This is a genomic window from Burkholderia mycopellens (assembly GCF_964265025.1).
In the GTDB taxonomy this organism is placed as follows: domain Bacteria; phylum Pseudomonadota; class Gammaproteobacteria; order Burkholderiales; family Burkholderiaceae; genus Burkholderia.
The window spans coordinates 894,565-917,187 of the sequence record NZ_OZ183804.1 but is presented as its reverse complement, the minus strand read 5'-3'; the positions used below and the strand labels follow the sequence as shown (position 1 = coordinate 917,187).

Annotated in this window: 21 protein-coding genes and 1 pseudogene; 7 read left to right on the top strand and 15 right to left on the bottom strand. The window is 67.6% G+C overall.

The window, feature by feature from the left end:
* Positions 1-3 precede the first annotated feature (3 nt).
* The 8 genes from ACPTTC_RS38095 to ACPTTC_RS38060 all read right to left on the bottom strand — a co-directional run bounded on the left by ACPTTC_RS38095 (position 4) and on the right by ACPTTC_RS38060 (position 8,769).
* The gene (locus ACPTTC_RS38095) at positions 4-1,479 is read right to left on the bottom strand and encodes an efflux transporter outer membrane subunit (RefSeq protein ID WP_423396411.1); all 1,476 of its coding nucleotides are present in this window, start codon (positions 1,477-1,479) and stop codon (positions 4-6) included.
* 11 nt (positions 1,480-1,490) lie between these two features.
* Positions 1,491-2,405: a biotin/lipoyl-binding protein gene (locus ACPTTC_RS38090; RefSeq protein WP_423396410.1), complete on the bottom strand. Its 915-nt coding sequence runs from the start codon at positions 2,403-2,405 to the stop codon at positions 1,491-1,493.
* A gap of 24 nt (positions 2,406-2,429) precedes the next feature.
* Positions 2,430-2,624: a DUF1656 domain-containing protein gene (locus tag ACPTTC_RS38085; RefSeq protein WP_089429479.1), complete on the bottom strand. Its 195-nt coding sequence runs from the start codon at positions 2,622-2,624 to the stop codon at positions 2,430-2,432.
* On the bottom strand, positions 2,614-4,716 hold the full coding sequence (locus ACPTTC_RS38080; RefSeq protein ID WP_423396409.1) for an FUSC family protein: 2,103 nt from the start codon (positions 4,714-4,716) through the stop codon (positions 2,614-2,616). Before ACPTTC_RS38080 ends, ACPTTC_RS38085 begins: the two co-directional genes overlap by 11 nt.
* Positions 4,717-4,816: 100 nt before the next feature.
* Entirely contained in the window at positions 4,817-5,740 is a 924-nt protein-coding gene (locus ACPTTC_RS38075; protein ID WP_175970378.1) for a LysR family transcriptional regulator, read from the bottom strand.
* 122 nt (positions 5,741-5,862) lie between these two features.
* Positions 5,863-6,390, bottom strand: coding sequence for a flavin reductase family protein (locus ACPTTC_RS38070; protein WP_423396408.1), 528 nt, complete (start codon positions 6,388-6,390; stop codon positions 5,863-5,865).
* A 65-nt stretch (positions 6,391-6,455) separates the two neighbouring features.
* Positions 6,456-7,682 (bottom strand): FAD-dependent monooxygenase, encoded by a 1,227-nt coding sequence (locus ACPTTC_RS38065; protein WP_423396407.1) that lies wholly within the window; start codon positions 7,680-7,682, stop codon positions 6,456-6,458.
* A 40-nt stretch (positions 7,683-7,722) separates the two neighbouring features.
* Positions 7,723-8,769, bottom strand: a complete 1,047-nt coding sequence (locus ACPTTC_RS38060; RefSeq protein ID WP_423396406.1) for an LLM class flavin-dependent oxidoreductase — start codon at positions 8,767-8,769, stop codon at positions 7,723-7,725.
* Between the two features lie 284 nt (positions 8,770-9,053).
* On the opposite strand from ACPTTC_RS38060, the gene ACPTTC_RS38055 reads away from it, so the two are divergent.
* The 4 genes from ACPTTC_RS38055 (at position 9,054) to ACPTTC_RS38040 (ending at position 13,222) form a co-directional block, all read left to right on the top strand.
* The gene (locus ACPTTC_RS38055) at positions 9,054-9,854 is read left to right on the top strand and encodes a 2-amino-3,7-dideoxy-D-threo-hept-6-ulosonate synthase (protein WP_226200383.1); all 801 of its coding nucleotides are present in this window, start codon (positions 9,054-9,056) and stop codon (positions 9,852-9,854) included.
* A gap of 52 nt (positions 9,855-9,906) precedes the next feature.
* Positions 9,907-10,971, top strand: coding sequence for a 3-dehydroquinate synthase II family protein (locus tag ACPTTC_RS38050; protein WP_423396405.1), 1,065 nt, complete (start codon positions 9,907-9,909; stop codon positions 10,969-10,971).
* A 50-nt stretch (positions 10,972-11,021) separates the two neighbouring features.
* Positions 11,022-12,122: a 3-dehydroquinate synthase II family protein gene (locus ACPTTC_RS38045; RefSeq protein ID WP_423396404.1), complete on the top strand. Its 1,101-nt coding sequence runs from the start codon at positions 11,022-11,024 to the stop codon at positions 12,120-12,122.
* A gap of 77 nt (positions 12,123-12,199) precedes the next feature.
* Positions 12,200-13,222 (top strand): acetylserotonin O-methyltransferase, encoded by a 1,023-nt coding sequence (locus tag ACPTTC_RS38040; RefSeq protein ID WP_226200389.1) that lies wholly within the window; start codon positions 12,200-12,202, stop codon positions 13,220-13,222.
* A gap of 15 nt (positions 13,223-13,237) precedes the next feature.
* Here ACPTTC_RS38040 and ACPTTC_RS38035 read toward each other — a convergent pair whose 3' ends face one another.
* A complete protein-coding gene (locus ACPTTC_RS38035; protein WP_423396403.1) occupies positions 13,238-13,945 on the bottom strand; it encodes a FadR/GntR family transcriptional regulator in 708 nt (235 codons plus the stop codon).
* 302 nt (positions 13,946-14,247) lie between these two features.
* Here ACPTTC_RS38035 and ACPTTC_RS38030 point away from each other — a divergent pair, with 302 nt between their 5' ends.
* Together ACPTTC_RS38030 and ACPTTC_RS38025 are read left to right on the top strand one after the other, a co-directional pair.
* Positions 14,248-16,473, top strand: a complete 2,226-nt coding sequence (locus ACPTTC_RS38030) for a TonB-dependent siderophore receptor (RefSeq protein WP_423396402.1) — start codon at positions 14,248-14,250, stop codon at positions 16,471-16,473.
* A gap of 151 nt (positions 16,474-16,624) precedes the next feature.
* The gene (locus ACPTTC_RS38025) at positions 16,625-17,539 is read left to right on the top strand and encodes an alpha/beta hydrolase family protein (RefSeq protein ID WP_423396401.1); all 915 of its coding nucleotides are present in this window, start codon (positions 16,625-16,627) and stop codon (positions 17,537-17,539) included.
* Between the two features lie 121 nt (positions 17,540-17,660).
* Here ACPTTC_RS38025 and ACPTTC_RS38020 read toward each other — a convergent pair.
* Positions 17,661-18,037 (bottom strand): annotated as a pseudogene (locus ACPTTC_RS38020) (IS30 family transposase); the annotation flags it as partial.
* Between ACPTTC_RS38020 and ACPTTC_RS38015 the strand changes: the two are divergent.
* Positions 18,025-18,294: a DUF746 domain-containing protein gene (locus ACPTTC_RS38015; RefSeq protein WP_423396400.1), complete on the top strand. Its 270-nt coding sequence runs from the start codon at positions 18,025-18,027 to the stop codon at positions 18,292-18,294. The pseudogene ACPTTC_RS38020 and the gene ACPTTC_RS38015 sit on opposite strands and share 13 nt — an antisense overlap.
* Before the next feature lie 24 nt (positions 18,295-18,318).
* Here the strand turns inward: ACPTTC_RS38015 and ACPTTC_RS38010 are convergent, their stop codons facing one another.
* Genes ACPTTC_RS38010 through tssC form a run of 5 tightly spaced genes read right to left on the bottom strand, consistent with a single transcriptional unit; the run spans position 18,319 to position 22,513 of the window.
* Positions 18,319-18,585 (bottom strand): PAAR domain-containing protein, encoded by a 267-nt coding sequence (locus tag ACPTTC_RS38010; RefSeq protein ID WP_423396399.1) that lies wholly within the window; start codon positions 18,583-18,585, stop codon positions 18,319-18,321.
* Between the two features lie 29 nt (positions 18,586-18,614).
* The gene (tssE, locus tag ACPTTC_RS38005) at positions 18,615-19,046 is read right to left on the bottom strand and encodes a type VI secretion system baseplate subunit TssE (RefSeq protein WP_423396398.1); all 432 of its coding nucleotides are present in this window, start codon (positions 19,044-19,046) and stop codon (positions 18,615-18,617) included.
* A gap of 12 nt (positions 19,047-19,058) precedes the next feature.
* The gene (locus ACPTTC_RS38000) at positions 19,059-19,721 is read right to left on the bottom strand and encodes a DotU/TssL family secretion system protein (RefSeq protein WP_423396397.1); all 663 of its coding nucleotides are present in this window, start codon (positions 19,719-19,721) and stop codon (positions 19,059-19,061) included.
* Positions 19,718-21,064 (bottom strand): type VI secretion system baseplate subunit TssK, encoded by a 1,347-nt coding sequence (gene tssK / locus ACPTTC_RS37995; protein WP_423396396.1) that lies wholly within the window; start codon positions 21,062-21,064, stop codon positions 19,718-19,720. Before tssK ends, ACPTTC_RS38000 begins: the two co-directional genes overlap by 4 nt.
* Before the next feature lie 60 nt (positions 21,065-21,124).
* A complete protein-coding gene (gene tssC, locus ACPTTC_RS37990) occupies positions 21,125-22,513 on the bottom strand; it encodes a type VI secretion system contractile sheath large subunit (RefSeq protein ID WP_423396395.1) in 1,389 nt (462 codons plus the stop codon).
* Positions 22,514-22,623: the final 110 nt, after the last annotated feature.

Sequence of the window (22,623 nt, the reverse complement as noted above, 5' to 3'; positions counted from 1 at the left end):
CGTTCAATTCGCATTCGCTGGCGGCGCGCCGGCCTGCGCGACCGGCGGCGCATCGCGCCAGCCGACGCCGAGCGACTTGTAGAGCGCGATCGCGCCTTGCACTTGCGCGAGCCGGCTGAGTGCGAGCGCATCGCGTGCGCGGTACGTCGCACGCTGCGCCGTCAGCACCGACAGGTATTCGCCGAGGCCGTTGCGGTATAGCCGTGTCGCGCGCGACTGCGCATCCTGGCTGCTGTCGACTGCCGCGGCGAGCATGGCCTGCCGGTCGCGCGCGGCGCCGATCGCCACCAGCGCGTCCTCGACATCGCGAAACGCGCTGCGGATGCGCTGCTCGTATGCCAGCCGGGCAGCCTCGGCGGCCGCGCGCGCGGCGTCGACGCCGGCTTTCGCGCGGCCGCCGTCGTACAGCGTCTGCGTGCCGTCCAGTGCGACCGACCAGGCGACGCTCGCGCCCGTGAACAGGTCCTGCACGAGGCTTGCCGTCGTGCCGAGGCTCAGCGGGATCGCAAAATGCGGAAACTGCTCGGCGCGCGCGACGCCGATCTGCGCGGTCGCGGCGGCAAGCCGCCGTTCGGCGGCGCGAATGTCGGGGCGTTCGCGGATCACGTCCGACGGCAACGTGACGGGCAATGCGGGCGCGACCGGCAGTGTCGCGCCGGGCGCGCTCAGCGTGTCGCGCAGCGTTTCCGGGAAACCGCCGACGAGCACGCCGATCGCATGGGCGAGCCGCGCGACGTCCTGATGCAGCGGCGGCAAGGTCGCCTGCGCGAGCTGCAGCTCGGCACGCGCCTGCGCGACCGCGAACGACGTGCCGAGGCCGCGCCGGTTCGACTGCTCGGTCAGCCGTCGCGTGGCGTCGAGGCTCGCGACGTTGTCCGTCGCGATCCGCAGCCGCTCCTGGGTCGCGCGCAGCGCCGCGTAATCCGACGCGAGTTCGGCCAGCAGGCTCACGAGGATCGCGTGGCGATCGTCGTCGAGCGCATCGATCCGCGCGTCGGCCGATTCGACCGCGCGTCGCGTGCCGCCGAACAGGTCGAGTTCCCACGACGCATCGAAGCCGAGCCGGTAGGTGCGCGACTGGCCGATCCCGGGCGGCCAGTCGAGCGCCCGTGACGAACGTAACGCATCGGCATTGCCGCCCGCGGTGACGGTCGGGCCGAGGCGGCTCGCGATCTGGTCGCGTTCGGCGCGCGCCTGCAGCAGCCGCTGGCGCGCGATCGCGAGATCCTGGTTGTGCGCGATCGCCTGGTCGACCAGCGCATCGAGCCGTGCGTCGCCGAACGTGCGCCACCAGTTCTGCAACTGCGCGGGATCGGTGGTGACCGTGTCACGCGGCGCGCTCCAGCCGGGCGGGTGCGCGGGCTGCGGCGCCACGTAATCGGGGCCGACGGTCGTGCAGGCGGCCAGCGCGCACGTGCAGGCCGCGATGAAGGCGCGCGCGCAGCGTGTCGCACGCAGCGCAGGGAGCGGGAATCGCATCGTCGCCATCATCACATCCACGCGTGCAGCCACGACGCGAGCCGGCCGCGCGGCGTACGCTCGCGTCCGCGTTCGCCGACTTCGACGCTGCACGTCATGCCTGCCGCCAGCAGCACGCCGGCCGGCACCCGGTCAATCTCGATGCGCACCGGGATGCGCTGCGCGAGCCGCACCCAGCTGAAGGTCGGATTGACCGCGGGCAGGCCGAGTTCGTCGAGCGTGCCGTTCTCGTCCGCGATGCCGCGGCCGATGCTCGTCACGTGCCCGCTCAGCAGCGGATCGAAGCCCATCAACCGGATCGTTGCGGGCGCACCCGTCGCGATGCGGCGCAGCTTGGTTTCCTCGAAATAGCCGGTGATCCAGAAGCTGTGCGCGTCGAGCACCGAGATGCCGGGTTTGCCCTCGACCGCGTAGTCGCCGTGACGCAGGCGCAGCTGCGTCACGTAACCGTCGACCGGCGAGCGCAGCGTCGTGCGTTCGAGGTCGAGCCGGGCGACGTCGAGCGCCGCCAGCGCCTTGCGGTGCTCGGCCTGCGCGATCGCCACCGCGCGGCTCGAGCGCTGGATGTCCTCGCGCGGCACGAGATCGTCGAGGCCGGTGCGCCGCTGCGCTTCGTCGCGCTTCTGGCGCATCGCCTCGGCGGTCGCGGCGACCTGCGCTTCGGCCTGCTCCACCGCGAGCGCGAAGCGCTGCGGATCGATCCGGTACAGCACGTCGCCTTTCGCGACACGCTGGTTGTCGACCACGGCGACTTCGACGACGGTGCCCGACACTTCGGGCGCGATCCGCACGACGTGCGCGCTGACACGCGCGTCGCGCGTCCACGGCGCGAGCACGTACGCATGCCAGAGCGCGGCGACGAGCACGATCGCGACGGCCACCGTGGCGAGCGTCAGCAGGGAGCGGATGAAGGGTTTGAGCGACATGACGCGAGACGTTCCGACGAGGGGCTAGAAGTAGAGGATCAGCGTGGCGACCAGCACGAGCGAAATCGCGAACTCGAACAGCGCCGGGTGCCACACGCGGCGCAGCACGCCGAGCCGGGCGAGCAGCGCGCGCACGGCCATGTAAAGCGGCACGGTCGCGCACGCATAGACGAAGAAGGGCGGCAGGTAGATGCCGGCCAGCGGGAATTCACTGAGCATCGCGGGCGCGCTCCGGAACGGCGGTGAAATAGGCGGCGTACGTGTGCAGCAGCACGTGGACGTCGGCGAAGGCGGCCATCAGCCACTTCAGTTCGGCGTTGCCCGGCTGGGCGGCGGCGAGGCCGGCGAGGGCGTGCGCGGCGCGCCGTGCATGCCGGGCCGCGCGCGTGGGGGCGGCGGCATGCCGCGCGAGGCCGGCGAGCCCGGCGCGCACGCGGCGGCGCGCGGCGTCGGGCAGCCCGTCGCGCGCGGCGCCGCGACGGATCCGCAGCAGTTCCTTGCCGACGTGCAGCGCCGCGAGCGCCTCGATGCTCGCCTGCGTCATCGCGGCCGGCTGGCTCGCGAGCAGCGCGCCGAGCTGCGCGATGCGGTGCTGCTGGCGCTGCTGCCAGCCCGCCGCCGTGACGCGCTTGCCGGCCACGAGCGCGAGCGTGTCGTCGCGGATCGTGCGGCGCATCCGCGTGGCGTCGGTGGCCAGGTTGCGCGGCAGGATCAGCCGGAACGTGAGCAGCGTGAGGAAGGTGGCGAGCACCCACGCGACCGACTGGTTCAGGAACAGCGCAACGTCGGGGCGGAACGGATTGGTCGCGCCGGTCAGCGTGTTGAACGCGACCAGATACGCGAGCCCCGCAAGCGAGGTCTTCGGCACGCTCGTCGCGTAGATGCCGGGCATCCAGAACAGCGCGAGTGCCACGACGAGCAGCGGAAAGCCTTCGATGCGCGGCAGGATGCCGAACGCGCACACGAACGCGGCCGGCACCGCCAGTACCGTGCCCTTGATGAACGCCTGCGCGCCGGCGGCCGGGTTGCCGGCGGTCGCGAGCAGCGCGCAGTACGGCGCGACGACGAGCAGCATCATGTCGCCCTGGTTCCAGCCGGTCGCGAGCCAGAACGCGCCGGAGAGCGCGATCGCGCAGGCCGAGCGCACGCCGTTGCGCAGCGCGGCGCCCGTGTCGCGGTGAAAGCGCACCCGGGCGGGCCGGTCGCCCGGCCGCGGGCGCTGCAATTCGACGAGCCCGTCGAGCGCCGCGCGGTAGTCGTCGATCTGTTCGATCAGCCGCTCGCCGGCAATCAGCCACGCCGCCTCGTCGCGCGGATCGCCGAGCGCGATGCCGTCGAGCGCGTCGCGCAAGCGTTCGCGCGCGTCGCCCAGCAGCGCAAGCGCGTGCGCCGCGCCGCCGGGGCCGGCGCCCAATGCATCGGCGGCGGCCTGCCACGCGGCCGCGAGGCGCGGCTGCAGCGACGCGACCGCTTGCGCGCCGGGACTGTCGGCCGGCAGCGGCGGCGTGCCGCCCGCGAGCGCGCCGAACAGCGACGCCATCCCGTGCCGCACGGCAGCCGCGCGCTGCGCGAGATCTTCCGATTCGGCCTTGCCGAGCGCGAGCAGATCGTCGATGCCGTAGATGCCGGCGAACAGCGCGTGCCGCTTGTCGTCGGCGGGCGCCGCCGCGAGGCCGTTGCGCTGCGCGGCGATGGCCCGTGCGACGTCGGCCGTGACGCGCGTCACCAGCGCTTCGAGTTTGGCGTGCACGTCGCGCGTGCCGAGCAGCATCGACACGAGGCTCAGGCACAGCACGCCGATCGCGACCGTCGAGCCGCGCCCGATCACGTGCTCGAAGGTCAGCTCGGGATGCTGCATCGCGCCGTAGGTCGCGAGGCCGATCGTGTAGCCGGCCACCACGGTGCCCGACGCGCGGAAGTGCCGCAGCAGCGTCATGCCTGCAACGCAGAGGCCGAGCCAGAACGCGAAGCCGAGGATGAACAGCAGCGGCTGCTGCGCGAAGCAGCCCATCAGCACGAACGCGACGACCATCCCCGCGATGGTGCCGACCACGCGCCACACGCCCTTGCCGATCACGGCGCCCTGCACGGGGTTGATCACGAGCAGCACCGTCGACGCCGCCGAGTACGGGGTTTCCAGTTCGAGCAGGTACGCGACGCCGAGCGCGAGCGCGGCGGCAATGACCGAGCGCGCGACATACGCGCCGCGCGGCGTGAAAATGTCGATGCGCGCGATCAGCGCCGCGGCCGCGCGATTCAGGCGGCGGGGCGGCGCCGCGACGGCGCGCGTCTGATCGGCTGCGTCATGCACTGCGCTTGCTCCATGAGAAAGGACGAAGCCAGTCTACGGTCGAGCCATGCATGCCGAACAGTGATGTCTTTGCACTCGACGAGTGCGTGCGACGCATGCGTCATGCGTGCGCCGGGTGCAGCACCGGCTGGCCCGTGCACAGCCCGCGCACGACACGCCGCAACCACTGGTGCGCGGGGTCGCTCTGGAAGCGCGGATGCCACGCCTGCGTGATCAGCACGGTTTCGAGCGGCACCGGCAGTTCGAACGCGCGCACGCCGAGCCCGGCCTGCACCGCGCCGCGCGCGAGATGTTCGGGCAGCGGCAGGATCAGGTCCGACGCCTGCAGCGCGAAGATCGCCGCATACGGCGTCGGCACGACGAGCAGCACGTGCCGCGCGAGGCCGCGCGCGGCGAGCGCGTCGTCGATCGGCCCCGCCGACTTGCCGCGCCGCGAGACGCCGATATGCGGCCAGCGCGCGAAGCGCTCGGGCGTGATGTCGTCGTCGAAGATCGGGTGGTCGTCGCGCGCGAGGCCGACGAAGGTCGTCGTGAACAGCGGCTGCACGCGAATTTCCGGCCCCAGGCGGCGCGATGCGCTGATGAACAGGTCGATGCGGCCGCTGCGCAATGCATCGTCGTCGATGTCGTCTTCCTCGGGCGTGAAGCGCAGCATCGCGCGCGGCATCCCGCGCGCCATCTCCTCGAGCAGGCGGCTGCTGTGCAGGCCGACGAAGATGTCGTTCGCGCGCACGTTGAACTGCTTGTCGAGCGTGCCGAGATCGATTTCCGCGGACGGGGCGAGCAACTGCGACGCGCGCTCCACGGTTTCGCGGACGACGCCGCGCAGCTCGAGCGCGCGCGGCGTCGGCACCATCTTGCGGCCCGCTTGCACGAAGATCGGGTCGCCGACCGTTTCGCGAATGCGCGCGAGCGTGCGGCTCATCGCGGGCGGGCTCAGGTTCATGCGGCGTGCGGCGCCGACGACGCTCCCCTCTTCGAGCAGCGCGTCGAGCGAAATCAGCAGGTTCAGGTCGGGTGCCATCGGCTTCTCCGTGTCATCGCGTGCATGCGGCGCAATGGTAATGCGGGATAGGCGCGCGCAGCGTGACTGCAACGCACGCAACGATTGCGCGCGGCATCACGCGTGGCGCACGCATCGGGGTGTCACTGGCCGGCGCCGGCATCGGGCGACAGCGAGCGGACGGCGGCGAATGCGCCGTTCACGTACATCAGCGGGTTCACGTCGTCGCACATCGCGACGCGCGTGACCCGTCCGACCAGGATCGAATGCGAGCCGACCTCGACCTGTTCGAGCGTGTCGCAGAAGAACGACGTCTGCGCGTTCTGGAGGTAGGGCAGGCCGGTCGCCGCGTCGGTGCGCCACGCGTCGTGCGCGAAACGCGCGTCGGAGCCCGTCGTGCTGCATGCGAGCGCGAGCGGCACGTGGCAGCTTCGCAGCGCGTTCACGCAGAAGCGCCGGTGGCCGGTGATCGACGCGTGAATGCTGGCGCGCCGGTTGATGCACACCAGCACGGTCGGCGGATCGAGCGCGACCGACGTGAACGAGCTGGCGGTCAGCGCGCACGGTGCGGCCGCGGCGCCGTCGCCACCGGTCGTGACGATCGTGACGGTGGCGGCTACGCCGCGCATCGCCTGTTTCAGTTGCTGCGCAATGTCCACGGTGTTCATCATGATGCGGTCCTGTCACGAGGGCCCCGGCGCCGCGCGGCGCGCGCCACACGGCGCCGGGGCGGGCGTCAAAGCTGGTACGCGTCGGCCCAGGTCCAGTGGTAGGACTTGAAGTCGGCGCGGCGCGACTTGAGCTCGGCGTCGCGCGCCTGTTGCTCGGGGCCGTCGGGCAGGTGGAACACGCCGCCGTTGCCGGCCGACGCAAGCTGGATCCGTGCGCTGCGGTCGATCCGCAAGCGCTGGTACTCGACCAGCGCGGCGCCGAGCGCCTCCTTCGCCGCGAGCCCCGTCACGCACCGGCCGAGCACGACCGCGTCCTCGAGCGCCTGCGCGGCGCCCTGCGACTGGTAGGGCAGCATCGGATGGCACGCGTCGCCGAGCAGGCACACGCTGTCCCACACCCAGCGCGTGAGCGGCTGGCGGTCGTGCAGCGACCAGCGGCTCAGGTCCGACGCGCAGCGGATCAGCCCGACGAGGCGCGGATCCCAGCCGTCGAGCTCGGCCTCGAGCGTCGCGCGGTCGCCCTTGCTGCTCCACGATTCGCGCGTGCTGCCGTCGCCCGGCACGATCACGACGAGGTTCAGCAGCCGGCGGTCGCGCACCCAGTAATGGATCGCGTGCCGACCGGGCCCGAGCCAGATCGTCACCTGCGGTTCCTTGACGATCTCGAACACGGGCGAGCGCGGATCGATCGCATCGACGTCGATCAGCGCGCGATACGCGTCGTCGCCGCTGTAGTGCGGCGCGTCGTCGCCGAGCAGCGCGTGGCGCAGCGTCGAATGAATGCCGTCGGCCGCGACGACGAGATCCGCGCGCCAGCGCGTGCCCGCCGCATCGACGAGCGTCGCGCCGTCCGGCCCGCACGCGTCGAGCCCGCGCACCGCGATGCCGCCGAGCACGGCGACGGGCGGGCCGGCTGTATACGGGTCGCGCACGGCGTCGAGCAGCGCGGCATGCAGGTCGGCGCGATGCGCGTTCCAGTAAGGCGCGTTGAAGGCGGCCTCGACGTCGTCGCCGAGCGGGAAGGCGCCGAGCAGGCTGCCGTCCTGCCAGCGGCGGCGGATCGTCGCGGTCGGCGCGACGGCGGCCAGCCGCTGCCGGTCGAGCACGCCGAGCGCGCGCAGCGCGCGCGTGGCGTTCGGCACGACCTGCAGCCCCGCGCCGACTTCACGGAACGCCCGGCTCTGCTCGAGGACGGTGACCCGATGGCCGGCACGGCGCAGCGCGAGCGCGGCGGCCAGGCCGCCGATGCCGGCGCCGACGACGATCGTGTCGAGTGACAGGGAGGGTGTCATGGGCGAGTTCGCGGTGGGTCCGGAAGGGATCGGCATGGCGTCATAGTCCCGGCAGCACGTCGCGGGCGAACACCTCCAGGTTGTTGCTCATCAGCTCGTACGGCTGCGCGCCATAGTCGATGTGCCACAGGATCGCGTCGAGCCCGAGATCGGCTTCCAGCGCGCGAATGCGCTGGCGCACGGTGTCGGGCGTGCCGAGCACGGCGGTCGCGTCGAGGTCGGCCGTGTCCATCCCGCCCATCTTGTTCTTCATCGCCTCGTTGTAGCCCTGGTAGGCAGACGACTGCACCTGGTCCCACGATTTCGCGGCTTCCGCGAAATGGCGCCAGTGATGGCGCAGGCGCGGCTCCGCGAGCGCCAGCGCGTGCGCGTCCGACGTGCCGATCATCAGCGGGATGCTGATCGCGACCTGCGGCCGGCGGCCGGTGTGGCCGTGATGGCGCTCGAACGTCTCGCGATAGAGCGCCACCATCTCCTGCGTCTTCGCGAGCGCGGCCTTGCGCGGCGGCGCAGCCATCAGCAGGTTGAAGCCGCGTTCGCCGATCCACTCGAAGCTGGACGGCGTGAGCAGCGCGGCGACCCAGACGGGCGGCCGCGGCTGCTGCGTCGGGCGCGGCAGCGACTGCGCATCGCGATAGCGGAAAAACGGCGTGTCCTCGCTGACCGATTCCTCGCCGAGCAGGCGCACCGTCGCGTCGATCGTCTGCTGGAAACGTGCCTTGCTCGAATCGAGATCGATGCCGAACGCATCGAATTCGTACGGCAGGAACGCGCGCGCGAAGCCCAGCTCGAGCCGCCCGTTCGAGATCGCGTCGAGCTGCGCGGCCTCGGCCGCGAGCTGGATCGGATGATGGAACGACGCCTGGATGCCGCCCGTCATCAGGCGGATCGACTTCGTCTGCGCGGCCGCGGCCGCGAGGAACATCAGCGGCGACGGGCTGTAGCCGCCGTACGGCTTCAGGTAGTGCTCGGTCATCTTCACGTACGTGTAGCCGAGCCGGTCCGCCAGCGCGCTGAGCTTCAGCGCGTGCGCATAGTAGTCGGCCGCCGGGCGGTCGGCCGGGCCGGTATCGGGCAAAAAGGACACGCCGAACTTCATAGACACCTCACAGGTTGATGTGCTGCCGTTGTCTGCAAAGGGGACCCGATGCCGCGTCGAATGCGTCCCCCGGTCGGGAAGCGGGATCGCTCGCAATGTACTTGCAAGGATGATCCAATCATAGGATGATTGGGTCTATGCAAGTCTTACACGATGCAAGATTTGCTGCAAGCGTTGCTCGGTTGTTGCTCCAGTTCCGCCCGCAAGCGGGCACTCCGGGGGCAGGCTGAAGTGCACGGGCCGGCCTCTCCATTTCCGGCGAGGAATCAAGGATGGACGCTCTTCTATCGGTTTCTGGCAAGGCGCTCAGGATGCGGCGGGTGGTGCGCGCCGCGTCGGGCAAGTGTCTGATGGTGCCGCTCGACCATTCGCTCGCGGACGGGCCGATCGCCCATCCGCAGCAGTTGCGGCAACTGGTCGGCGATATCGCCGCGCACGGCGGCGACGCGATCGTCGTGCATCGCGGCCGCGCGCGCTTCCTGTCGCCCGACGTGCTGAGCGATCTCGCGCTCGTCGTGCACCTGAACGGCTGCACGCGCTACGCGGAGGATGCGAACGCGAAGACGCTGTTCGCGAGCGTCGAGGATGCGCTGGCGAGCGGCGCGGACGCGGTCAGCGTGCACGTGAATCTCGGCTCGAAAACGGAAAGCCAGCAACTGCTCGACCTGAGCCGCATCGCGACCGAGTGCGCGCGCTGGTCGCTGCCGCTGCTCGCGATGATCTATCCGCGCGGCCCGGGCCTCGGCGATCGTCCGCAGACCGAACTGATTGCCCACGCGGCGAACGTCGCGGCGGATCTCGGCGCCGACATCGTCAAGCTGCCGTACAGCGGCGACGCCGCGAGCATGGCCGACATCATCGCCGGCTCGTCGCTGCCGGTGCTGGTCGCGGGCGGCGCGAAGCTGCCGGAAGACGAGTTCGTCGCGTTCACGTCGCGCGTGATGCACGCGGGGGCGCTCGGCATTGCAGCCGGCCGCAACGTGTTCGCCGCGCCGAAAGCCGCACCGCTGATCCGCCGCCTGTCCGATGCCGTGCACGGCGTCGAGCGCCGCGCCGCGCACCTGGCCGCCTGAGCCGGTGCGCCGGGCCGTCGCGCCCGGTTTCTTTCGATCATCGAGGGTTTCCATGTATCGCTATCCGTGGATCGACCTGCGCGCGTTCGGCGCGCAGGCAGGCGCCGTCGCGGCCGACGCAGCGAGGGCCGGCGCGTGCCGCTTCGTAGTGGCCGAGGCCGAGCGCGACACGTGCGCGCCCGGCGCGGTCGCGCAACTGGCCGTTTCGACGGCGGGCGTCGCGACGCTGGTCGACGACGCGCATGCGCCGCTCGCGGGCGTTCGCGTGAGGATCGACGGCGCGGCCGATTTCGACGCCGCGCGCATCGCGATCGCGCGGCACGCGCTCGTGCTGCTCGACTACGCGCTCGCGACCACCGTGCCGCTCGAGCGCCTGCTCGCGAGTGTCCGCGATGCCGCGTGCCGCATCGTCGTGTCGCTGGCCGATCCGCACGGCGCCGCCTACCTCGCGCGCAAGCATGCGCAGTCGCCGGTCGACATCGCGTTCGCGCCGCGCGATGCGGCCGCATTGCGCGGCGTGCTGGCTGCCTGCGGCGAGCTGCGCCCGCGCGAGCCGCTGAAGCTGAAAGCGTTCGAGGTGCAGCGTGTCGAGCCGCTCGGCGCCGGGCTGCATGCGGTGATCGACGGCTGTTCGCAGCTGGACGGCGAAGAGTGCGTGCTGGCCGGCGCGAGCGCGACCAGCATGCTGCTCGTCGTCGCGGCCGGCGCCGCGCACCCGCCTGGCCAGCCGCTCACGTTCGGCATCGACGCGGGCTCGGCCGAATCGTTCGTGTTCTGTGGCGGCGACCGCGCGCGCCAGCTTTCGCTGCTGCGTTCCGGCGAGCGGATCCTGACGGTCGGCGCGGCAGGCGACACGCGCGCGATCGTGGTCGGCCGCGTGCGGATCGAATCCGCGCCGCTCGTCGCGCTGCACACGCGCAGCGCATCCGGCGCGAACACGCGCGTCGTGATGCGCGGCGACCGTGCGGTGCAGTTCCGGACCGACGACGGCGCGCGCGTCGGTCTCGCCGATGTCGCGCCCGGTGTCCGGCTTGCCGGCTTCGAACCGGGCGCCGGCTGGGTGGATTGCCGGATGAGGGCCGCCGCGTCGCGTTTGGCCGTTTCCGTCAGCCGCTAGTTTCATCCTGTCATTCAACCTGCGTTATCCCCTTTCGAAGGAGATTGGCCTTGAAGAAGCTTTCCTGGATTGACCTGCGCAACATCGGCGAGCTCGCGGACGAGATCACCGAGGAAGCGCTGCATGTCGGCGTGTCCGCATTCGTCGTGAAGGATGCGCAGCAGGCTGGCCGGCTGCCGCCGAGCGCGCGCAAGGTCGCGGTCGTCGATCGGCAGCCGGCCGATGCCGCGCTGCTCGAGCAGGTGCAGATCGTCCTCGTGAAGGATGGCCTGCCGGTCGATTTCGCGGTGCCGGACGGCGTCGAGATCGGCGTGTTCATCGAGGTGACGGGCGAGGCGACGCTCACCCGTGCGTGCGAGCTGTCGACGTCCACGCCGTGGCTGCTCGTCGAGTTCCTGCAGGACCCGAGCAAGATCCCGCTCGAGATCCTGCTGGCGGCCGCCGATCAAGCGACGGGCGAGCTGATCACCGTCGTCGCCGACCTCGAGGATGCGGAGGTCACGCTGAACGTGCTGCAGCGCGGCCCCGAAGGCGTGCTGCTCACGCCGACGCAGGTCGGGCAGGCCACGCAACTCGTGTCGATCTGCAGCGACACGGTTGAGGATCTGCAGCTCGAGGAAATCGAGATCGTCGGGCTCACGCACCTGGGGCCGGGCGAACGCGTGTGCGTCGATACCTGCTCGCGCTTCGAGCAGGACGAGGGCATCCTCGTCGGCTCGTATTCGACCGGCATGATCCTCATCAGCAGCGAGACGCACCCGCTGCCGTACATGCCGACGCGCCCGTTCCGCGTGAACGCGGCCGCGCTTCATTCGTACGTCGTCGCGCCGGACAACCGCACGCGCTATCTCGCCGAGCTCGAATCGGGCGCGGAGATCCTCGCCGTCAACGTGCAGGGCAAGGCGCGCCGCGTCGTGGTCGGGCGCGCGAAGGTCGAGACGCGTCCGCTGCTGCTGATCGAGGCGAAGAATGCCGCCAATCGCGCGATCAACATCATCGCGCAGGACGACTGGCACGTGCGCGTGCTCGGGCCGAAGGGCAGCGTGCACAACATCACGGAGCTCAAACGCGGCGACCGCATCCTCGGCTACACGCTCGATGCGCAGCGCCACGTCGGCTACCCGATCCGGGAGTTCCTGCACGAGCAGTGATCCGCATGCTTCATTGACGATGCGATCGCCCGGTGCGTCACGCGCCGGCGCGGTCGATTAATGTTCAGGAGTACTTTATGGAAAATGCGGCAAAACAGGTGCTGGACACGCTGTTCGGACGCTGGCGCAGCCGGATCCTGTATGCGGGCACGCGGCTCGGCGTGTTCGATGCGGTCACGACGGACGCGCCGGTGTCGTCGGCCGCGCTCGCAGCGAAGCTCGACGTCGACGAGCCGCTGCTGTATCGGTTGCTGCGCGCGCTTGCGTCGCTTGGCCTGCTCGACGAGGACACGCGGCGCGGCTTCCGGGCCACCGCGTCGGGGGCGCTGCTGCATGCGGACGCCCCGAGCACGCTGCGCGATTTCGTGCTGCTGCAGGAAGGCCCCGAGCACTACGCGATCTGGGCGCACCTGCCCGACATGGTGCGCGAGGGACAGCAGAATGGCTTCATTCGCGAGTTCGGCGCGATGGCGTTCGACTATGCGAAGGACCACGAACGTTACCGCACCGATTTCAAGCGCGCGATGTCGAGCTTCTCGACCGTGCAGTCGGAACAGGTCGTCGATGCGCTGCGCGACGTCACCTTCGCGCCGGGCACGCATGCGTGCGACATCGGCGGCGGCCAGGGGCACATGCTGTGCAGCCTGCTGCGGCGTTTTCCGTCACTGACCGGCGTCGTGTTCGACCTGCCCGAAGTGATCGACGGCGATGCGGATGACTGGGCGCAGCGGATGGGCGTGAGCACACGCTGCAGCAAGGCGGGCGGCAACATGTTCGATGCGGTGCCGGCGGCCGACGTCTATCTGCTGAAGCTGATCCTGCATGACTGGAACGACGACGAGTGCGTGGCGATCCTCAAGCGGGCGCGCGAAAGCGCCCGGGACGGCGCGCGCGTGTTCGTGATCGAACGGGTCGTGCCGGCGCCGGGCGTCGCGCATTTCTCGAAGCTCTACGACATCCACATGATGTGCTGGGGCAGTGGCCGCGAGCGCACGCGCGACGAATACGACGCGTTGCTCGGCGCCGCCGGCTGGCGGCCCGCCGGGGTGCGCGCCGCGCCGGACGGGCAGATCGACGTGATCGAGGCCGTCGCGGCGTAGCGCGGGCCGGGCGCGTCAGGCGGCGGGCGGCTCGCGGGTCTCGAGCCAGGTCATCTGGGGTTTGAGGATCGCGAGCGTCGCGCGCACCGCCTTGTTCTCGTCGCGTTGTTCGATCGCGTCGAGCACCGCCTGGTGCGCCCGCATGTCCGGCTCGGGAATCTCGGCCTCGTCGAGTTCGACGAGGATGTCTTCGACGTTCGCGAGGATCGAGCCCGAGAAGTAGCGATACAGCGCTTCCAGCGCGTGATTGTGCGATGCGGCGGCCACGGCGATGTGAAACGCGCGGTCGCGCTCGACGAACTTCTTCACGTCGCGCGTCGCTTCGCGCTCGCCGCGTGCCTTCAGCAGCTTGCGCAGCGTCGCGAGATCCTCTTCGGTGCGCCGGCGCGCCGCGTAGCGCGCGCATTCCGTTTCGAGCATGCACTGCAGCTCGAGATGGTCGCTGCGCGCGGCGCGATCGACGTCGCGCATCGTCTCCGCCGGATCGACGTTGCGGCGCACATAGGTGCCGTCGCCCTGGCGCACTTCGAGCACGCCGGAATACGCGAGCGTGCGGACTGCCTCGCGCACCGTGTTGCGCCCGACCTCGAGCTGCTTCGCGAGATCGAGCTCGGTCGGAATGCGCTGACCGACGCGCCAGATGCCGGAAGTGATATTGGATTTGAGGATCTCGATCGCCGAATCGACGAGCGAGTGTCGGGTGGCCGGGGGCAGGCTTGACATTGCGTGTTTCGCTTGAAACTTGAGGGTGTCGCTATCCTATCATCCGATCATTCGTTTGGTCGTTCAGGATAACGATATTCAAACGTGACATTTTGTTAACGTCAGACGAATAAATCTTCGGCCGATCGATGCGCGCCGCACATTCGTCGATTGCGTCCACCGGCATTTACCCGCGCCGCGCCGGCGTAAATGATTCCCATTCGCTGTTCAGTCGAGGTCGCCGTTGCAAGAGCGGCCCGTCTTCCTACCCGAGGGCGCGGTGTATCCGCCGACGTCCGTCTCCGCTTTCCGGATAACCCGAGATGAATCGATCACACACCGGCCGCCGTGCGCGGCCAGGATTTCCGTTGCCGCGCGCGGCGTTGCGGCGCGTGCCGGGCTGGGCGGCCGCACTGGCCTGCACGGCCGCGGCGCAGGATGCGCCGGATGCGGGCGAGCCCGCGAATGCGCCGATGCTCGCGCCGATCGTCGTCGACGGGCGGCGCGAGACGGGCGTCGGCCCCGTGCAGGGCATCGCGGCCGACGTGTCGCGCGCGGGCACCAAGACCGACACGGCGATCGTCGAGGTGCCGCAGGGCCTGTCGGTCGTCACGCGCGAGCAGATGGACCGTCAGGACGTGCACAGCGTCGGCGACAGCCTGCGCTATACGCCGGGCGCCTATGCGGACTCGCGCCCCGGCGGCGTGCTCGAAAGCGTGTTCCTGCGCGGCTTCGGCGGGTTCGCGGCGGCGGCGATCAATCCACAGATGCTCGACGGCCTGCCGCTGCCCAAAGGCGTGAACTGGGCCGCGAGCGTCGTCGATCCGTGGACGCTCGAACGCATCGACGTGTTGCGCGGCCCGGCGTCGGTGCTGTACGGACAGGCGAGCCCCGGCGGCATCGTCGACATGGTCAGCAAGCGGCCGACGCGCGATGCGCAGCGCCTGCTTGCCGTGCAGACCGGCAACCGCGATCGCGGGCAGCTTGCATTCGATTTCAGCGGACCCGTGACGCAGGACGGCACGTGGCGCTACCGGATCGACGGCCTCGCACGCCGGGCCGACGAGCAGATCGATTATTCGCGACAGCAGCGGATCGTCGTCGCGCCGTCGCTGACGTGGCAGCCGAACGCCGATACGCGTTTCACGCTGCTGGGGTCGTTCCAGCGCGATCCGCATAACAAATTCGCGGGCTGGCTGCCGGCCCTCGGCACGCTTTGGCCGGATGCGGGAAGGCGGATTCCGACGCACTTTTTTCCGGGGCTGCCCGGTTTCGACACGTATGACCGCACGCAGGCGATGATCGGTTATGCGTTCGAGCATCGTTTCGATTCGACGTGGAAGGTCCGGCAGAACGTGCGCTATACGCATCTCGATGTCGACTTCGCGGGTGCGGCCGTCAACTTCATTGCGCCGTATCTGGCGCCGGGCGTGCTGAATCGTTCGCTGTCGTGGTCGCGCGAGCACGTGAACCATCTCGCGCTCGACAACCAGGCCGAGATGCGCGTGATGACGGGGCCGCTCGAGCATACGGTGCTGGCCGGGCTGTCGTATGAGCATGCGGTGGCGAACCTCGTCGGGTCGGGTTTCGGTGCGGCGCCGCCGCTCGATACGCGCGCGCCCGATTACGGGCAGCCGTATGCGGTGCCGCCGGTCGCGCAGCAGACGCGCCAGACGCCTGACCGGATCGGCGTCTATCTGCAGGATCAGGTGCGCTGGGATCGGTGGGTCTTTACGCTCGGCGGGCGCGAGGAGTGGTCGCGCACGACGACCGATGACCTGCTGCGATCCGCGAGCGTGCGGCAAAGCACGCGGGCGTTCACCGGGCGTGCGGGCGCGGTCTATCTGTTCGATAGCGGCTTCGCGCCGTACATGAGCTATTCGACGTCGTTTGAGCCGGCACTCGGCACGCGCCTCGATGGCCAGCCGTTCACGCCGACGAAGGCGAAGCAGTTCGAGGTCGGGCTGCGTTATCAGTCGCCGGATCGGCGGCAGAACGCGTCGATCGCGGCGTTCGATATTCGCCAGCGCAATGTGCTGACTGCGGATCCCGAGCATCCGTTCTTCAGTGTGCAGACGGGGGAGGTGCGATCGCGCGGGATCGAGCTGGAAGGGCGTGCGCGCGTGTGGAAGCAACTGGATGTGATTGCCGCGTATACGTATCTCGACACGACGGTGCAGGCCGATACGGATCCGACCGTCGTCGGCAAGCGCGTGGCGGCGGTGCCGCGGCATCTCGCGTCGCTGTGGCTGGATTATGCGGTGGAGCGGCCCGGGTTGCGCGGGTTGAGGGTGGGTGGAGGTATGCGTTATGTCGGGCGCAGCGCGGGCGACAACGTCAATACGTTCGATGTGCCGGCTGTCGTGCTGTTCGATCTCGGGCTGTCGTATGACCTTGGCGTTGAACGGCCCGCGTGGAAGGGGTGGCGCGTTGCAGCGCACGTGAACAACCTGTTCGACCGGACTTATGTGTCGTCGTGTTTTTCGGCGGGCGGGTGTTTCTATGGCTCGCGGTTGATGGTGACGGGGGAGGTGAGTTACCGGTGGTGATGGCGGGTGACGATCGCGATGCCGGTGCGGCGGGCTGTGCGCGTGCGACTGGCCCGGCCGCGCCGCCGCCCGGATACACTGATGCCTTCGCCGTATGTGTCGCGGCAGCGTGGGCCGTCGCGTCGGCTGCGGATTCGTGGAGAGATCACCCATGAGCATCGTCGTTCGTCGAAACCGGATCGCCATCCGCCTGTGTCGCGTGCTGATCTCGGGCGCGTTGGTCGCTTCCGTCGTCGGCTGCGCGGCGACGGCGGTCGAAGACACGTCCATCGCGCCGGATCTGCATGAAACCGTCGTCAAGATCCCGGTCGACGAAGGGGCGGGCACACGCGACATCGTTGCCACCACCTACATGCCGGACGGCCCGGGGCCTTTTCCGCTGATCGTGCTGAGCCACGGCAGCCCGCCCGATCCGCGCGACCGGCCGAAGGTGGGCCGCTACCGCGCGTTGCCGCAGATCCGGACGTTCGTGCAACTCGGTTTCGCGGTCATCGTGCCGATCCGCCGCGGGTACGGGGCGACGGGCGGGGTCGATGAAGAGGATGCGGGTTCGTGCAGGCATCCCGATTATCTTGGTGCCGGCCAGCAGGCCGCGCGCGATGTGTTGGCGGCGGTGCGGTATGGGCAGACGTTGCCGCAGGTGGATCGAAACCGCGTCGTGCTGGTTGGGCAATCGGCGGGCGGTTTTGCTTCGCTGGCGGCGGCCAGCTACGCGCCGCAGGGGGTAGTCGCGGTGGTGAACTTCTCGGGCGGGCGTGGGGGGAACCCGACGACTCATCCCGGGATGCCGTGCGATCCGAAGCAGATGGCGGACACGATCGGGCATTTTGCGAGTACGACGCGCGTGCCGGTGCTCTGGCATTACGTACAGAACGACAAGTATTTCGCGCCGGAGGTTGTGGCGACCTGGTTTGCCGCGTTTCAAGGGGCAGGTGGGCGCGGGCAGATGATTGTCGAGCCGCCGTTTGGCAAGAACGGGCACGGGATGTTTTCGGTCAAGGAGGCGATACCCATTTGGTTGCCGCACTTCGAGGCGTTTGTCGGGCCGCTGGTGGCGATGAAGTAGGAGGCGAATCGGGTCGAAGGGGGCACCGCCGGCCTTTTGCAACGCTCGTTGCCGATCCACGCGAGCCCCTCCGACTTTCCGGAAAACGGGCCACGCGTGTGCAGGGCGAATTCAACCGGCTAGATTGTTGAATAAACCTGAGATACTCGTCCAGAGCTTCGGCAGGTGTTTTCCAGCCGAGTGTTTTCCGGGGCCTGGTGTTCAGCGTATTAGCAACGGCTTGAATTTCTCGAGCGCTCCACCGGGACAGATCCGTGCCCTTCGGGAAGTATTGTCGTAGAAGACCGTTCGTGTTTTCGTTCGTGCCACGTTGCCATGGGCTGTTCGGGGGGCGAAGAAGACCTTCACACCAGACTCGATTGTGAAGCGAGCATGATCGGGCAGTTCCTTTCCCCGATCCCAGGTCAATGATCGCCACAACTGGGCAGGCATGCCCGTCACGGTTTTCTTGAGCGCGTTGGCCATCGTGACAGCCCCATACGCGAATGCCAGGCACGGGGCTCAATCGAGCAATGGAGCGTGAGGCCATGACCGCTGTGTTTCAGTGGCTCGCCGGTGACTGTTCGATAGCACATGCTGCGCGGCAAGTTGGCATGACGCCAGCTGCACTGACAGCTGGGATTCGGAGATTCCGTCAATGGCTGTTACTGCTCGATTCGTCCGGGAAGATGGAGCAGAAAGTGAGGTTGGGCAGATCCAAAGATCACTTGGCCGATCGGAATAGGGCCGCATGTGTGGAGCAGATCGTCGACTAGACAAGGTCGAATGTAGAGCGTCGCTTACTCGTCGTAGATGGACGAGCGGGCGATAACGCGATTCGTCCCGGGAGGACACTGACACATCACGACATCGTTGTTGCGTACGCCGCGTGTACTCGTTAGCCCCCAGCTCAACGCTGTACCGAATATCTGTCCGTTATGACCGCAGCGGGCGCATGAGGCGAGGCCCAAATGCGTTGCGAGCGGCACGCCGTCTTCGAGCATGGCCCCATCGCCGTCCAGAACGACGCCGCCCGTTGTGGTCATATTGCCCTTCAGGGCCATCATGATCCAGCTCATATAATCCTCACTGTCGTTCAGTATCGATCGAGTGCTGCCTGTAGCATGCGCAGCCGGGTTTTGCCGTCCGGCATGAAGTTCGTGCCGAAGCGTACGAGCCCTTCCCGATGCAAATGACAGGCCATTGTGAAGCTGATCAACATACCGGGCTCGGGGGCATGAATTTCGATTTCCACCCGCTTCAGACGCGGTTCGTAGGTGAGCAGGGTGGCCTCGATCGCGCGCTGAAGTTTGTGTGCCGAAGACGGCAGGTGCCGATAGATCTCCGACAGGTCGTCGAGCCCGTAGTCAGGAAGATGCGCGAGCGATCCGCGCCGGCTGTTCAGGATGCGCTCGATGTTGTCGCGAACGGAGAGGAAGACCTGCACCGCTGCGGCAAAGTCGTCCACTGCCGAACCGTCCGCGAAGTGCCCCGTGATCCGCTCGAATAAGCCAGGACCCACCCACATCGTCTGTCTCCCTTATCGCGCGAGCTGGGCAATCGAGGCAATGAACCATCGATCGACCGCAAACCAGACGACGCCGACCGCGACGCATGCGATCGCCACCCAGGCCAGTGGAGAAATGCGCAGCGGCCGAGTACTGCCACGATTCACCACGATCGGAGCAGGCACTACGCGGTTGTCTTCCGCGGCACTTGTGCGCCCCAGTCGTGCGTTGAGTTTGCGAATAAGCGATGCACGCGCGGTACTCCCGTCGACCGCAAACCGCCCGACGAATCCAAGCGATAGCACCGCGGCGAATATCGCGAGCAGCACCCCTGTCGGTTGAGGCTCGCGCAAACGGCCTTCGATACGCCGGATCAACTCGTCACCGGCATCGTTTCTCGAAAAATGCTCCTCCTGGAGCGGCCGCTTCTCCCAATTTTCGCGTGCAACTCCCGTGAGGTGCGTCAATGCCGCCTCGTCGAGCAGCGCGCACTGCGCATAGACGGCATCGCTGATTGCGTGATCCGCGATGCCGCGTGAACTCAGTTCCGAGCGCATGTGGGTGATCTGTGCGTTGCATTGATCGCGCAGCGCCTCGAACGATAGTTGCCCGCTGGCCAACGCGGTAACCGTGCGCGCCGTGTCGCGTAGCGCGACGGGAAGCAGCAGGGAATCGGCGAGGATCATCGTATTCATGACGGCAGCACTGCGTACAGTTCGAGCGATGCCTCGGGAATCGATGCCGGGACATAGATCTGGCACGCGTGCGCGTCGATCATCCGCTTGAACGCGGCGTCATTGCTGTCCAGCGCGAAATACTGGTTTTCGATCCGCACGGGAATCGCTGCCGGCAGTCGCGACATCGGCCGCAACACGATGCCCGGCAACGCGGAATTGACGATCTGTTCGACCTCGTCCGGGGCGCCTACCTTGCAGAGGCGTGGCAGATGCTCGATGAGGGCGTGAGCCGGCATCGCCGCCTGAACCGACAGATAGTATTCCGCGCCTTCGGTCAGCCGCTCGTCGTTGATTCGACCCAACCACGTGGTGGCGCGCACGCGCTCCAGCGTGATCGGCACGACTCGAGAAGGAATAACGGCATCGACCAGCGTGCGAATCAACGATTCGAGCTCGGCAAACATCGGCTCCGGTGCGTGGTGATCGTACAGCGGGATCGCCTGGAGCGACTCGGTTGTGGAGAACGTCAGCAACGAGCCGGCCAGACGGGCGAGTACTGCGTAGAGCCGTTCCGGATGCTGGTCCGGCGCCTGAACGAGGCGCGCGAGTTCGGGCCAGGTGCTGTTGACGCTGTGGAGCAGCCAGAACAGCGCCACGTCGGACACGGCGAAGTCGGCGATCTGGTCCGAACGCTCTTTGCGACGCACCGCAAGGCTGGCGCTCTTGGCAGACAGAATTTCAGAGATGCGCTGCGCACGATGCACGAGGCGATCGCTCGCCGACAGGAACAGGCATGGCGGGACGAATGTCGTGTCGGGTTCGAAGCGACCCTGCGGCGTGCGTACGAGTCGCGCGATCGGGCACGTCACGTAGTCTCCGGCCTGCTCGAAGTCGAACAGCAGCGCGACCATATTGCGCTCGACGCTGATTTCTTCCTGCCCGTCGCCGTTCAGATCGGCGACGGGCTTGTATTCGCGGGTCACGCGACGCGGGCGGGCAGGCTTTTCGCCGGGTTCGACACAGTTTCCGCCCTGGGCATCCATCAGCACCACGCCGGCGAGCACGGTCACGGTGTCGACCGTGGTGGGTACGTCGTCGAGACTGCGGGCCGCCGGCAGCCAGTCGGCCGTTTCGCTGTCGATCAGTGTCCCGTCCGGGAGGCGCAGCGCGAGTGCCGTGCACTGCAGGCGGTTGACGCTCAGCGCCTGATCGTCGAGTGCCACATCGACCGTGCCCCAGGCGTCGGGGCTCGCAATCCGCGCGACCCGGTCGTGAGCGTACTGTTCCCATAGCGCCTGCTGCTGGAAGTGCTGCGGCGTCATGAAAATCCCCTTGGCCCACAGCGGTCTGGTTATCTTCATCTTTTTCTAGATTGGTCTGGTATGAAAGTAGCGGTGTGGTTGTGCGCATCGAAATGCATGTCACTGCTTCGCTTTGGGCATCTGCGAAACCAGCGAGAGGTTGATATCGACACCTTCGATCTGAAAATGCGGGACGATGAACAGCTTGATGCGAAAGAAACCAGGGTTGTCTTCGATGTCCTCGACCGTCACCTTGGCCTCGCGCAGTGGGTGCGCGGCCTGAAGATCGTCGCCTGGGTCGGTCATTTCCGTGACAAGCGATTTGATCCAGGTGTTCAGCTCAAGCTCGAGCAATCGACTGTCCCGTGTCGTGCCGATGTTTTCGCGCTGGATCAGCTTCAGGTAATGCGCGATGCGCGACAGCAGGAAAATATACGGCAGACGCGCGTTGATCCGGCTATTCGCCGATGCGTCGCGTGCATCGTACGTTCGTGGTCGCTGGGCTGAATGTGCCGAGAAAAAACAAGTCTGGTCGTGATTGCCGGTGTAGGAGAGTGGGACTAATCCAATATCGGCAAATTCATTCTCGCGTGTTTCTGAAATCAACGCTTCGGTCGAAATTTTGCCGAGTTGTCCGGTGCCGAGATCGTATTGATGCACGGGGATATCGTCGATCAGGCCCCCCGCTTGCGGGCCGCGAATCTGCACGCACCACCCATTGCGCACGAAGCTGCGTACGATATTGACCGCGAAGGCGAATGCCGCGCTCGTCCATAGATAAGCGTTTCGGCCAGCTTCCCGCACGTTCTCTGTGTAATTGAAAGTGCGTACCGGTATCGTGTCGAACCCGTAGGGCAATCGGGCGAGGAACCGCGGCATGGTCAGTGCGACGTAGCGCGCATCCTCGGTCTCGCGAAAACCTTTCCATTTCAGGTATTCGGCCCGTTCGAACCAAATTGGGAGATCGCGGATGCCTGCAACAGCTTCCATCGAAGGTTTATCGAAGAAGGCTGGCGAGGCCGCGCCGATGAAGGGCATATGGGCGGCTGCGGCGACTTTTGAGATATTGCGCAACAGTGCGATATCCGGGGCGCGGTGGTCGAATTCGAATGCGGAGATAATCGCGGCGATAGGCTGACCGCCTGGCATATCGTACTCGCCGACGTATGTCAGCCGGAACAATCCGCTCTGGATGATATCGGGCGTGTCTTCGAAATCGTGATGGAGTGCTTCCTTTGACACGTCCAGCACTTCGATTTTGACGTTTTGACGAAAATCGGTGCGATCGACCAGGAATTGCAGACCCCGCCAGACCGATTCGAGCGCCTGAAAAGCTGAGTGGTGCAGGATGGCGTCGAGCTGGCGGCCAAGCTGTTCGTCCAGGTCTGCCAGACACCAATCAAGCAAATCCGGATCCACGCAAATAATCGCGTTCGACTGAGCGGCTGCAAGCGTATCTGAAGCTACGGCAGTGTCGGTGGATTGATTGTTTTGAAATCCTGCACTCATTGCGCATCGCATTTAGTCTGGCCGGACATCAGCGGATTGCGACATATAGCACGGAAAACATCTCAAAAACAGCGGTATACGTCAACAATCGCCTGGCTTCAACCAAATAC